The 12,613-nt window shown below is 67.9% G+C and carries 13 protein-coding genes and 1 pseudogene; 12 read left to right on the forward strand and 2 right to left on the reverse strand.

Going from position 1 to position 12,613, the window contains the following annotated elements:
• Nucleotides 1-69 precede the first annotated feature (69 nt).
• The 6 genes from RZ1_RS21965 to RZ1_RS21990 all read left to right on the forward strand — a co-directional run bounded on the left by RZ1_RS21965 (nucleotide 70) and on the right by RZ1_RS21990 (nucleotide 4,639).
• Entirely contained in the window at nucleotides 70-453 is a 384-nt protein-coding gene (locus RZ1_RS21965; RefSeq protein WP_072814643.1) for an ArsR/SmtB family transcription factor, read from the forward strand.
• Entirely contained in the window at nucleotides 450-2,408 is a 1,959-nt protein-coding gene (locus tag RZ1_RS21970; protein WP_072814644.1) for a heavy metal translocating P-type ATPase, read from the forward strand. Before RZ1_RS21965 ends, RZ1_RS21970 begins: the two co-directional genes overlap by 4 nt.
• Nucleotides 2,405-2,905 (forward strand): signal peptidase II, encoded by a 501-nt coding sequence (gene lspA / locus RZ1_RS21975; protein WP_072814645.1) that lies wholly within the window; start codon nucleotides 2,405-2,407, stop codon nucleotides 2,903-2,905. The genes RZ1_RS21970 and lspA overlap by 4 nt, the downstream gene beginning before the upstream one ends.
• The gene (locus RZ1_RS21980; protein WP_072814646.1) at nucleotides 2,902-3,249 is read left to right on the forward strand and encodes a DUF3703 domain-containing protein; all 348 of its coding nucleotides are present in this window, start codon (nucleotides 2,902-2,904) and stop codon (nucleotides 3,247-3,249) included. Before lspA ends, RZ1_RS21980 begins: the two co-directional genes overlap by 4 nt.
• 337 nt (nucleotides 3,250-3,586) lie before the next feature.
• Nucleotides 3,587-3,961 (forward strand): BlaI/MecI/CopY family transcriptional regulator, encoded by a 375-nt coding sequence (locus tag RZ1_RS21985; protein WP_072814682.1) that lies wholly within the window; start codon nucleotides 3,587-3,589, stop codon nucleotides 3,959-3,961.
• A gap of 141 nt (nucleotides 3,962-4,102) precedes the next feature.
• Nucleotides 4,103-4,639, forward strand: coding sequence for a DinB family protein (locus RZ1_RS21990; protein WP_072814647.1), 537 nt, complete (start codon nucleotides 4,103-4,105; stop codon nucleotides 4,637-4,639).
• 30 nt (nucleotides 4,640-4,669) lie between these two features.
• Here RZ1_RS21990 and RZ1_RS21995 read toward each other — a convergent pair whose 3' ends face one another.
• Complete coding sequence (locus RZ1_RS21995) at nucleotides 4,670-5,041, reverse strand: alkylmercury lyase (RefSeq protein WP_238072156.1); 372 nt, start codon at nucleotides 5,039-5,041, stop codon at nucleotides 4,670-4,672.
• Between the two features lie 86 nt (nucleotides 5,042-5,127).
• Between RZ1_RS21995 and RZ1_RS31440 the strand changes: the two are divergent.
• Nucleotides 5,128-5,303, forward strand: a pseudogene (locus tag RZ1_RS31440) (ArsR/SmtB family transcription factor); the annotation flags it as partial.
• 329 nt (nucleotides 5,304-5,632) lie between these two features.
• On the opposite strand, the gene RZ1_RS22005 reads toward RZ1_RS31440, so the two are convergent.
• A complete protein-coding gene (locus tag RZ1_RS22005) occupies nucleotides 5,633-6,775 on the reverse strand; it encodes an acyl-CoA dehydrogenase family protein (RefSeq protein WP_072814649.1) in 1,143 nt (380 codons plus the stop codon).
• 419 nt (nucleotides 6,776-7,194) lie between these two features.
• Between RZ1_RS22005 and RZ1_RS22010 the strand changes: the two genes are divergently transcribed.
• The 5 genes from RZ1_RS22010 to RZ1_RS22030 all read left to right on the forward strand — a co-directional run bounded on the left by RZ1_RS22010 (nucleotide 7,195) and on the right by RZ1_RS22030 (nucleotide 12,580).
• A complete protein-coding gene (locus tag RZ1_RS22010) occupies nucleotides 7,195-8,322 on the forward strand; it encodes an ABC transporter substrate-binding protein (RefSeq protein WP_083583844.1) in 1,128 nt (375 codons plus the stop codon).
• Between the two features lies 1 nt (nucleotide 8,323).
• Entirely contained in the window at nucleotides 8,324-9,346 is a 1,023-nt protein-coding gene (locus RZ1_RS22015) for an ABC transporter permease (RefSeq protein WP_072814651.1), read from the forward strand.
• Nucleotides 9,340-10,185, forward strand: coding sequence for an ABC transporter ATP-binding protein (locus RZ1_RS22020; protein ID WP_072814652.1), 846 nt, complete (start codon nucleotides 9,340-9,342; stop codon nucleotides 10,183-10,185). Before RZ1_RS22015 ends, RZ1_RS22020 begins: the two co-directional genes overlap by 7 nt.
• An 82-nt stretch (nucleotides 10,186-10,267) precedes the next feature.
• Entirely contained in the window at nucleotides 10,268-10,990 is a 723-nt protein-coding gene (locus RZ1_RS22025; RefSeq protein ID WP_072814653.1) for a YcnI family copper-binding membrane protein, read from the forward strand.
• 3 nt (nucleotides 10,991-10,993) lie between these two features.
• On the forward strand, nucleotides 10,994-12,580 hold the full coding sequence (locus RZ1_RS22030) for a copper resistance CopC/CopD family protein (protein ID WP_083583846.1): 1,587 nt from the start codon (nucleotides 10,994-10,996) through the stop codon (nucleotides 12,578-12,580).
• Nucleotides 12,581-12,613 lie beyond the last annotated feature (33 nt).

Consider the following 12,613-nt stretch of genomic DNA (forward strand, 5'->3'; position numbering starts at 1 on the left):
ACCGCCACCGCCGCGGCCGGGAGGTGGGCAGGGTTTAATTCATCGCCGAAATCCGGTTATTATCGTCATATGACGATGAATGATGTGGATGGGTGCCTTGCCGCGGCGGGCGCCGGTTCGGAGCTGGGTGCGGCGGTGGCGTTGTTCCACAGCCTCTCCGACGGAACCCGGCTGGCGATCGTGCGCCGCCTCGCCGACGGAGAGGCGAGGGTCGCGGACCTGGTCGAAGCGCTCGGATTGGCACAGTCGACGGTGTCGGCACACGTGGCCTGCCTGCGTGATTGCGGCCTGGTGACCGGCCGCCCGCAGGGTCGGCAGGTGTTCTACTCCCTGGCCCGACCCGAGTTGCTGGACCTGCTCGCCGCCGCCGAAACCCTCCTGGACGCAACCGGCAACGCGGTCGCACTCTGCCCGAACTACGGCACCGACACCGGCGCGGGGGTGACGGCATGAGCGACGCCTGCGGCTGCGGCCACGACGAACCCCGCCCCGAGGGCGAGGAAGAACACGAACCCGAGAAGCTGTGGCAGATCACCGAGATCCGGGCCGCCGCGGCCGCGGGTGTGCTGCTGGTCGCCGCGCTGATCGTCGGCTGGAGCGGCGGCCCCCACGCGGTGAAACTGACCCTCGAAGCACTCGCGTTGATCGTCGCCGGCTACACCTTCGTCCCTTCCACCCTCACCCGGCTGGTGAAAGGCAAGATCGGCGTCGGGACCCTGATGACGATCGCCGCGGTCGGCGCCGTCCTGCTCGGCGAGGTCGGCGAGGCTGCGATGCTGGCGTTCCTGTTCGCCATCAGCGAGGGCCTCGAGGAGTACGCGGTCACCCGCACCCGCCGCGGTCTGCGCGCCCTGTTGTCCCTGGTCCCGGACACCGCCACCGTCCTTCGCGACGGCCGGGAACAGGTCGTCGCGCCGACCGAGCTGCGGCTCGGAGAGATCATGATCGTCAAACCGGGTGAGCGGATCGCCACCGACGGCACCATCCGGTCCGGGCGCACCGCTCTGGACACCTCGGCGATCACCGGGGAATCGGTGCCGGTCGAGGCCGGCCCGGGTGCGGAGGTGTTCGCCGGGTCGATCAACGGCACCGGTGTCCTCGAGGTCGAGGTCACCGCCGGCGCCGAGAACAACTCGCTGGCCAAGATCGTGAAGATCGTCGAGGCCGAGCAGTCCCGCAAGGGTGAGGCGCAACGTTTGGCCGACAAGATCGCCAAGCCGCTGGTCCCGGGGGTGATGGTCGCGGCGGCACTGATTGCCGCGATCGGCAGTGTGTTCGGCGATCCCCTGGTGTGGATAGAACGGGCCCTGGTCGTGTTGGTCGCGGCGTCCCCGTGTGCGCTGGCGATTGCGATTCCGGTGACGGTGGTCGCTGCGATCGGTGCCGCCTCCAAGCTCGGTGTCCTGGTCAAGGGTGGTGCCGCCCTCGAAGCCCTCGGCCGCATCCGCACCGTCGCGCTCGACAAGACCGGCACCCTCACCCGCAACCAGCCCGCCGTGATCGACGTCGCCACCGCGAACGGCACCACCCGCGACGACGTCCTCGCGGTGGCCGCAGCATTGGAGGCGCGCAGCGAACACCCCCTCGCCCGAGCGATTCTCGCCGCCGTCGACGACTACGAACCCGCCGACGACGTCGATGCCGTGACCGGCGCCGGACTGACCGGCCGCATCGACAGCACACCGGTTCGACTCGGTCGGCCCGGCTGGATCGACCCGGGCCCGCTCGCCACGGACATCGAGCGGATGCAGCACGCCGGCGCCACTGCGGTCCTGATCGAACGCGCCGGAACCGTGATCGGGGCGGTCGCCGTCCGCGACGAACTCCGACCCGAGGCACACGAGGTGATCGCCGGCCTGCGCCGCGATGGCTACCAGGTCGCGATGCTCACCGGCGACAACGACCGCACCGCCCGCGCCCTGGCCGCCGATGTCGGGATCGACGAGGTGCACGCGGACCTGCGGCCAGAGGACAAGGCCCGCATCGTCGAAACCCTCCGCGAGCAGCGGCCGACCGCGATGGTCGGCGACGGCGTCAACGACGCCCCCGCCCTCGCCACCGCCGACCTCGGCATCGCGATGGGCGCGATGGGCACCGACGTGGCCATCGAAACCGCCGACGTCGCCCTGATGGGTGAGGATCTGCGGCACCTGCCCCAAGCGTTGGCGCACGCTCGCCGCTCCCGGACGATCATGCTGCAGAACGTCGGCCTGTCGCTGGCGATCATCACCGTCCTGATGCCGCTGGCCCTGTTCGGGGTCCTGGGGCTGGCCGCGGTCGTCCTCGTGCACGAGGTCGCCGAGATCGTGGTCATCGCCAACGGTGTCCGCGCCGGCCGCACCCGCGCCCTCACCGCCCCCGCAGCGGCCGCGCCCGCACCGGTTCCGGCGACCGCGTCGCACGCATGACCGGCACACCGGTGTCGAGGCCGCGGCGGCCGCGGCGACTGTTGCTCGTCGTGGCCGCCGGGCTGCTCGCGGTCGCGTTGATCATCGACCCGATTGCCCGGCACATTCTCGCGGGCGGCCGCATCCTCGACCTCGGGGTGCTGGAGTTGCGGCTGACCTACAACACCGGAGTGGCATTCAGCATGGGCAGTCAGCTGCCCACCCCGCTGCTGCTCGCGGTCACCGGGCTGATCACCGCCGGTGTCGGCGTGTATGCGTGGCGGTCTGCCCCCACCAGCACCTGGCCCACCACCGCCGGATTGGCGGCGATCTTCGCCGGCGCTGCCGCGAACGTCATCGACCGCACCCTCGACGGCAAGGTCACCGACTACTTCCACACCGGATGGTTCGCCACCTTCAACCTGGCCGACACCTTTCTCACCTGCGGCGTGGCCCTGCTGTTCATCGCGATGCTCACCGAAGCCCGCACCGAAACGCCGAAGGAGACCACGCCATGACAGCGATGCCCGCCCCGGTCCGGGACGCCTACACCACCGAAATGACCGCTGCTGCCGCCGCGACCGAGGCCACCGAACGTTGGCGGCACCTCGAGCGGGCCCACATCCTGTCCCAGCCCTACCCGTGGCCGCACACCCGCAACCACTTCGCCATGTTCACACTTGCTCTGCGGCAACACGATCGGCGTGAGGCACTCGGCCAGGTGATCCGCATCATCGTTGCCGCCCCGGGGTCGGCGCTGGGTCGCTACCCCGAGGGCAACACCGGCCGCACCCGCGCCGGTCTGATGACCCCGATGCCGATCCCGCCCGATCTGGCCGCCGTCGTGGCAGCGCCCGAATGACCGGAACGATCTCCGGTCCGTTTTCGGTTTCCTCGCGGGCGCGGCGCCGCGCCGCGGGTGAGCGCTGACCAGGGCTGGGTCAGCAGCACATCATTGCGGCGCACATGTCACAGCACATGTCACACATGCCGGTGGCCATCATCACCTGGCAGTTCCACCAGCTCTGCAGATTCGTCAGCAGATCGATCATCAGCTTCTCGTCTCTGGCCCGGCCGAACGCCTTGGCATCCGACCTATCTACGTATCTACTTACGTAGTACGTACGTAGATAGTAGATGGTGGATGGACCGGAAAGGCACCACCCCACGATGGGGGAGCGATGCCGTAGGAGGTAGTGGTGCGGGTGAACGGATTCGGCGAGCTCGAGGCGGTGGTGATGGACCGCCTGTGGAACCGTACGGGAGAGAGCACGGTACGAGAGGTGTTCGACGAGATAGCGGACGACCGTGAGATCGCCTACACCACCGTGATGTCGACAATGGACAACCTGCACCGCAAAGGATGGCTCGCCCGGGTCCGCAAGGGCAAGGCATTCAGCTACTGGACCACCCTCACCCGCGAAGAACACAGTGCGCGCCTGATGCGCGAAGCCTTCGACGCTGCAGGGCAATCCGATCTGGTGCTCACCCATTTCGTCGAGCAGATGAGCGCCGAGGAATCAGCCCGGGTGCGCGCCGCGCTGCACCGCCTGACCGACGGGAAGGCACCGTGAACGCACCGCCCAGTTCGATGGCCAGGCGCGACACCGTCGTTCTGCCTCGAACGCCGCTCGCCGGGGCGGTAGAGGCCGCTCCGCCCTGGCCTGGCTGTCTCGGACGGGCGGACAATGTGTGGGGAGACGGGGTGACGGAAATTGACGGCGGATCCGTCCGAGGCGGTTGATCGAGCGGCGATAGCCGCTGACTTCGAGCGGGCGCGGGTAACGCTGCACGAGTTCCTCGACGGTGCGAGCGCCATCGATTTCGAGCGCAACTCGAGCGGGACCCGGTGGACGAACGAGCAGCTGCTGTTTCACATGGTCTTCGGTTACATGGTCGTCCGGCGGCTGCTCGTGCTGGTCAGGGTGTTCGCTCGGCTGCCGGATGGCGCGAGCCGGGTGTTCGCGCTGGCGCTCAATGCCACAACTCCGGTGTTCGACGAGGTCAACTACCGAGGATCTTGTCTGGCGGCGCGGGTGTTCGATCGACGGCGGATGGGACGCAGATGCGACCGCGTCATAGCCTCGCTTCAACGCCGCCTCGCCGACGAGTCCGAGGCTGCCCTGCACCGCGGCATGCACTTCCCTGCGAGATGGGATCCGTTCTTCGCCGAGTACATGACGCTCGAGCAGGTCTACCGATACCCCGGACGACACTTCGACTTCCACCGGAACCAGCTCACTCTCGGCTGAGACTCAACCTTCGCCTGTGGCGCGGAGAACTCAAGCCGACGGAACAACCGGTTCCTCAACCGGCGGCAGGTGCAGCGCCGCGCGCAGCGCCACCGCCGATGGTGCGCCGTCGACGCCGCCACCCTCGACCGGGTAGAGGCGGCAGGACACGCTCGGCGTGAGACCGGGATTCGCGAACGGGTCTTCGCCGTCGACCAGCAGAGTCGGCGACCCTGTCATGCCGGCGTCGGCGGCGGCCGCGGGGTCGTCGAGCACGCGGTGGGTGATCGTCAGGTTGATAGATTCGCCGGCCACGGCCTGGGCGATTCGCTGCTCGAGCAGCCCCACATTGGGGCAGTCGGGGACCTGCAGGATTTCCAACCTCATCGTACCGGTCCGGGCGGCGACGTCACTTCTGCGCATGCCGCAATTCTCCACCCGGATCCGGCTGTCGGGGCAAAGGTGGCGAGCCAGGCGGCGCCGCAACCTACGCCGCTTGGTTCGCGTACCTGGCCTGACCGACACGGGTGCGGCTGCTCCACCGGGTTGCGAGCACCCCCGCCGGATCACGGTCGGTGAGCTGGCGGACGCGCTCGGCGTCGGACAGTCGACCGTCTCGCATGATGTCCGCAAGCTCGCCGACATCGGGTTCGTCAATGTCCACAAGGGCGGCACCAGCACCGTCGGCGTGCACGAGTGCATCGCCCAACTCGACGGCCAGTGGCGCGACACCGACTTCCTCGAACGTCGACCGCCGCAGGGGCCCTTGGCGACTGAGATCGCGGCGACCCGGCGTCTCGGTCGGTCAGCGTCACAACGTCAGCAGCGAGGCCAAGTCTGTGTCGGTGCTTATGCCTGGATGCCCACGCCGGCAACCAGGGGCCTCGAATGCTGCTGGACTCCGCGTGCGCCCGAGCGAGTTCGCCTCGCGTGCACCACCTGTTTCTGTGGGCGCGCATCAGGAAGGTGTCGGTGTGGACCGGGCAGGGGTTGGCCCGGTCCACACCGCGGTACTCAGAGCGTGACGAGAGTCTCGGCGTCCAGGGGGTAGCCGAGCTGCTGGCGTCCGAACAGTCCGAAGAACCGGTCCGAGACCAGAAGATGCTGTGCGGCAACATGCGCGTCGCGCAGTCGCTTCTGCAGCGGGCTCGCCACGTGGACCGACGACCCACCGGCCAACGAATAGGCGGAGGCTGCGACGGCGGTCGCCTCGCTCGCGCTGTGGCTGATGGCGAGCCGGGCGGCGGCGCGCTGTTCGGTCGTCGGTTCGTCACCTGCGACGGTGGTCTCCCACAGCTGCGCCAGGCTGGATCGAAGGTATGCCGTGGCCGCACCGAGCTTGGCGTGGATCTCGGCGAGCCGGTACTGGAACACCTCGGATTCGGCGAGCGGAGCCTTGGATCCGGTGGGGACCTTGGTTGCGGCCAGTTCGGCGAGTTCGTCGAGGGAACCCCGGGCATTGCCCACAGCGACCGCTGCGTAGGCGGCGGCGATGTACACGAAACCGGGGAAGCGCGTGAGGTCGGCACTACCGTTCGGGATGAACCCGGCGCCGAACTCGAGGACTCGGTGTCGCGGGATGGCCACACCGGGCCGAATCGCGAAGTCCGCCGACGCGCTCGCCCGCAATCCGACCGCATCCCAGTTCTCGAGCGGCTCGAAATCGCCACGGGGTACGAAACCGATCTGCAGGACGCCGTCGACAACGAAACCGGCCGCCATCCAATCGGCTTGTGCGCCTGTCGATCCCCATGGCCAGCGGCCGGAGTCGGCGACGAGGTTGTCGTCCACCCACCGGCCGGCGCCGGTGGGGGCAAACGAACTCCCGGTCAGCGACGAGCCGTTCGGGTAGATCTCGCGGATGGCGTCCTCGGGCAGGTACCAGGCGAGCACCGAGGTGGTCGACGAGACGGCCGAGTACCACCCGGCTGCTGCATCACCGACCGACACGTCGGCGATGGCGTCGACGTAGCTGACCGGGTCGGCCTCCGGCCCGCCGAACTGCCGTGGCACGGCCAGGCGGAGCAGATCCGCCGCTGCCAACGCATCGAGAACCTCGCGGTGCAGGACCCCGTCCGCTTCGCCGGCGCGGGCGTGTCGTCGCGCGACCTCTCCGGCCTCGGTTGCGCTGTGCACCACGTTCACACTGGTAGTCATATCTATCCGTTCTTGTCGCGCCGTGTAACGACGCCTGATGTGCAATCCAGCAGGCTAGGTCGACATGAAATCGTGAAGAAGGCTTCGGATCATGGCGAGCGGAACGCTGGCGGGCCCGACGATCCTGTGCTTGCCGATTTGCGCTGATCGTGATGCACGCCCCAATTGTGTGAATTTTGATCCTCGCGATCGGAACTCTGTACGGCACGCGTGATCCGGCGGAAGCTTCATCAGACCTCCCGGATTCGATAAATGTGCAGATCGTGACTCGTACGGGTCCGACGCTGCCGGTCCCGTCGCGATTCGGAGGGTTCTCCATCCGGGGCGGGACGCGGAAGGACCCGTAGACAACGGGTGCCCGTGTCCTCGACCGAAAACAATTTCGGCCCCGTACAACCCGCATTGAGAAGGAAACTGCTATGCCGCACGACGTCGATCCGCCGGAGCCGGTCCTCGAGCCCGAATCGACACCCGGCTCGGCGCAATCCGAACCGGCAGATGAAGATCTCGGCGATCTGAATGCCTCGACCGAACCGCCGGCCTCGGGGTTGTCGCGCCGCGGGCTGATCGTGGGTGCAGGTGCCGCTGCCGCGATTGTGGTCGGTGGTGGACTGACAGCCTGGCTCACCGCTCGCCGAACACCCGGTACCGGTGGCGTCAACAAGGCACTGAAGATCGGCTATGGCGGCGGCGTCTGCGAGGCGCCCCTGTATGCCGCCTACCACCAGGGCCTGTTCGAGAAGCACGGTCTGGACGTCGAGATCGTCAAGACCGGTCCCACGGAGACGACCGATGCGGTCGGCTCCGGGAAACTCGATGCCGCACCCGGCATCTTCTTCTCCTGGCTCAAGCCGATCGAACAGGGCATCGATGCCAAGCTCGCGGCAGGCCTTCACGAAGGATGCCTGCGCATCGTTGTCCCCAACGACAGCCCGATCCGATCGGTCGCCGACCTGCGAGACAAGCCGATCGGCGTAGCTGCCATCGGCGACGCGGCGATGTCCTTCTTCTCCCTCGACTTGGTCGATGCCGGCCTCAATCCGAGTGAAGATGTCGAATGGCGGGTCTTCGCGTCCGACCAGCTTCCGGATGCCCTCGCACGCGGGGAAGTGGTAGCCCTGGCCGCAGCCGACCCGATTGCGCTTCTGCCGACGCTCAAAGGCAACGCCCGCGAACTGACGAACAACAGCCAAGGTCTCAACCGGCAGCTCTACTGCTGCGCAACCGTCCTCAACGGCCGTCTGATCCGAGAGGACCCCGACAGTGCCCGGGCCCTGGTCACCGCATGGGCCGAGGGCAGCCGCTGGGTCGGTTCCAACGTTGCCCAGACCGCGTCCATCGAGGTGGACAACCAGTACGTTGCTGCCGAACGCGACGTGATCCAGTCGATCTTGGAAACCTACGGATTCAATCCCTCCGCGGCACGACTGCGCGACGAGATCGTCCCGGGTATCGAGAAGTTCGCCAAGACCGGATATCTCGACAAGAAGACAGATCCCCAGGCGCTGGCGGACAAGGTCTACGTCGACCTCGGACTGAGCTGGTGACGTGACCACCACCGCCTCGACCCGGACCGACCCGGGAACGACACCCCCGGCCTCCCCGCGCACGCCCACCCCACCGCGCTACGCGCCGACCGTCGGTTTCGTGATCGCATGGTCACTGTGGGCGCTGACAGCCGGCGTCACCCTGTGGATGCCGGACGCGCTCGATGTGGAAGAGCCACTCGCGGCCGGTGCGATCTTCGCCCTCTGGACGCTGCTCCTGGCAGGCTGGGCCACCTACGCATACTGGAACCGCACAGCGACCGAACGCCTGCGGCACTGGACGCCGTGGATCGGGGCGGGTGCCGGGTGGGTGCTGATCTGGGAATTCACCACCGCCAAGACGGGTTGGCTGGTTCCACCGCACTTCGCGTCCCCACAACAGATGCTCGCTGTCTTCGTCAGCGACGCGGGAATTCTCGCTTCCAGCACGTGGCATTCACTGCTGCTGCTGCTCATCGGATTCACGGTGGGAGCCTTGGCCGGACTCGGGACGGGGATCGCTCTGGGCTGGTCGAAACTGGCTTCCTACTGGGGCAATCCCGTTCTGCAGACGATCGGCCCGGTACCCGCAGCAACACTGCTGCCGGTGGTGCTCGTCCTGTTTCCCACCACCTACAGCGGGAGCATCTTCATGGTCGCATTCGGGGTGTGGTTTCCCGTCGCCGTCCTGACCCGAGCGGGCATCGCCGGCGTCGGACGCGGCTATTTCGAAGTTGCACAGACACTCGGCGCGTCGAAGAACTTCCTCGTGTGGCGGGTCGCGGTCCCGGGCGCCCTACCGAGCATCTTCACCGGACTGTTCATGGGACTCGGGGCGTCCCTCGCGGCCCTGGCCGTTGCCGAACTCCTCGGTGTGAAGGACGGCCTCGGTTGGTACATCCAGTGGACCAAGGGATGGGCCGCCTACCCACGCATGTATGCAGCGATCGTGATCATGATGCTGCTGTGCCGCACCCTGATGCTCGTGCTCTTCCGCGTGCGCAACCACGTGCTGGCATACGAGAAGGACCTGGTGAGATGGTGACCGACACGACACAGCAACTGGGAAGTGCCGTCGACATCGATTCGGTGTCCCACCAGTTCACGGTCACCGGGCCGCGCACCCGCACCCTCCTCGACCGGATACTCGGCAGACCCCTCCCGCCGGCGACATCGCGACAGCAACCCGGCTACTTGCGGGTGCTCACCGACGTATCGCTGACCATCGAACCCGGACAATTCGTGGCCCTGCTCGGACCATCCGGATGCGGCAAATCCACCCTGTTGCGACTGCTGTCGGGCCTGGAACGCCCTTCCCGGGGAACCCTGAGGGTCGACGATCACCCGGTCACCGGGCCCGATCCGCACCGTGCGCTAATGTTCCAGGATCCGACGTTGCTTCCGTGGCGGACGGTGGTGCAGAACGTCGCTCTCGGGCCGCAAGCACGCGGCACGCTCGACACCGACCACCCCAGAGTCGAGGAAGCGTTGAAGCTCGTCGGCCTGGAGGGGTTCCGCGATTCCTACCCGGCGCAACTGTCAGGAGGAATGGCACAGCGGGTCGCGCTGGCCCGGGCTCTGGTGAACCGGCCGAGACTGTTCCTGCTCGACGAACCACTCGGAAAGCTCGACGCGTTGACGCGCTCGACGATGCAGACCGAGATCGCGCGACTGTGGGGCGAAGAGCGCTTCACCGCAGTGCTCGTCACCCACGACGTCGACGAGGCCCTGCGCCTTGCCGACCGGGTCGTGGTGTTCTCCCCACGACCGGCACGGGTGACCCGCGACCTCGAAGTCGACCTTCCCCGCCCGCGTCCGCACGACCACCCCGAATATCTACGCCTCCGGCGCGAGATCCTGCGCCTGCTCGGCGAGACCGAGTAGCGCACTACACCCACCCCACAACGCGTCGAGGTACCAGCCCCGCAAGGGGCGAGTTACTCATATCTGCAAGGAGCTTCACGTCATGACCGCACGCACCGCGAAGAAGATCGCCACGGTCGCGGTGGCCACCGCCGGATGGCTGATCGCATCCCCGGCCGGGGCATCCGCACACATCACCGCCACCGCCACCGACACGGCCCCGGGAGCGTATTCGGTGATCACGCTTCGAGTACCGACCGAGTCCACGACGGCCGGCACGATCGGACTCGAGGTGACACTGCCCGCCGAGCATCCGTTCGCGGTTGTGCGAAGCGAAACCACACCCGGCTGGACATCGACACAGCACACACGCACGTTGACCGAGCCGATCGATACCGGCCACGGCGGCGTCGTGAGCGAGGCAGTGAGCGCGGTGACCTTCACCGCGCAACCCGGCAGCGCGATCGCTCCGGGTGAATTCGCCCAGTTCCGACTGTTGGTCGGACCCATACCCGACGCCGAAACACTCGTCCTCCCCGCGATCCAGACCTACAGCGACGGAACGGTCGTGTCCTGGATCGAGCAGAGCAGCGATGGTACCGAGCCGGACAAGCCGGCTCCGGCCCTGGACTTGACGCAGCCGAGCGGCAACGTCGCGGGAACCACCACGGCGGGCCAGGTCTCGGCGACCGCGACGGCGGCAGATCCCGGTTCGACACCGAACGCGGACTCGTCCATCCCGTGGGTGTCGTGGGCAGCGCTGATCGCGGCAATCGGCGCCGCCGTCCTCGCGGTCTATTCCCTCGCCGTGGGGCGTACCCGGTAATCCATGCCTGACCGAACAACTCTGCACCGGTCGGTGGTGCCGATTCTCGTACTCCTCGCCGTTGCTGCGGCCTGGCCGGGGGCCGGAGTCGCGGCAGCGCACGCGGTGCTGGTCGGAGCCGACCCGGCCTACGGCGTGGCTCTCGAGACGTCTCCCGCGTCGATGACGGTGTCGTTCGACGAACCGGTCACCGCGGTCGGAAACACGGTCACGGTCGTCGATTCCGGTGGACGCCGCGTCGATGACGGACAGGCCCGATCGGCGGACGGCGGCCGATCCGTGGTCGTCGCTCTGCAACCGGATCTTCCGGTGGGCACCTACCTGGCGAGCTGGGCGGTGCTGTCCTCGGACGGTCATGTCGTCGGTGGGTCGAGCGTGTTCGGTGTCGGCGGACCGCCGGACCTGTCGGCCGGTGACCCGCCGCGGGATCCGACTACCGTTGCCGCCGATACGATGTCGAGACTGTTGGGTGCCCTGGGCTATCTCGGAGTCGCCCTCGCCGTGGGCATCCCGATCGTGGTCCTGAGCGTGTGGCGGCGGGGCCGCGAGGTGCCCGCAGTTACCCAGCTGGTGCGGATCGGCGGGTGGCTGACCGCAGGGGTATCGGTGGCGATCTTCGTCGCGCTGCCGGCACGCCTGGCGGGGACGAGCGGATGGGCCGATCCGGCGATCTGGAGGCAGGCAACCGAATCGTCGGTCGGCATCACGATGCTCGTGCGAACCATCGGTGCGGTTGCCCTGGCCCTGGCCTGGCCGCGCATACCCGTGGTCCTTCCCGCCGCTGCGCTGACGATCGTGAGCACGGCGGCGGCCGGTCACGCGGTGTCCGGCGATGCCTGGGTCGGTGCGTTGGCCTCCACGACCGTGCACGTCGCGGCCATGGCCGTATGGGTGGGCGGGCTCGTGCTGTCGGTCGTGGTGTGGCGCAATCAGGAACGCGATCGACTGCTGGCAGGATTCGCCCGCATCGCGTTCTGGTCACTGCTGGCCGTCGCCGGGACGGGCCTCTACCAGGCGTGGCGCTCGGTGGACCCGCCCGACTCGCTGTGGACAACCACATGGGGCCGCCTGCTCCTGGCGAAGATCGTGCTGGTGATTGCGGTCCTCGCCGCGGCCGGACTGGTGAGAACGCTCCTGCTCCGGCGTCGTCCGGTCGGCCGGCTGTTGCGGCTGGAACTGGCCCTGCAACTCGCGATACTGCTGGTCACCTCGATCCTGGTGGGGGCTGTCCCCGCACGCGACGCCTACGACCCGCCGGACACCCTGCTCGTCCAACTCGGGCCCCTGACTGCCGAGGTCGCCGTCGACGGAACCGGCGCCGGCGATCAGGAACTGACCGTACGGTTGGCGGCCGCGGACGGCACCCCGGTCGAGGCGTTGGAGCTCGACGGCGTGCTGACTCGTCCGGACGGGGACCTCGGGCCGGTCGAGGTGTCGTTCCGCCGTGTCGAACCGGTGGAGCTCGGCCCGACGTACTTCGTATCGAACTCGGCGCGAGTGCCGTTGGCCGGTACCTGGCATCTGCGGGTGACGGTGCGGGTCGATCGCACCACCGGGTACGCGGCCACCGTCCCGTACCGAGTGTGGTGACCGCCGAACGCGATCGGCAACCACAACCCCGTC

Source organism: Rhodococcus zopfii NBRC 100606 = JCM 9919 (genome assembly GCF_001895025.1).
Classification (GTDB): domain Bacteria; phylum Actinomycetota; class Actinomycetes; order Mycobacteriales; family Mycobacteriaceae; genus Rhodococcus; species Rhodococcus zopfii.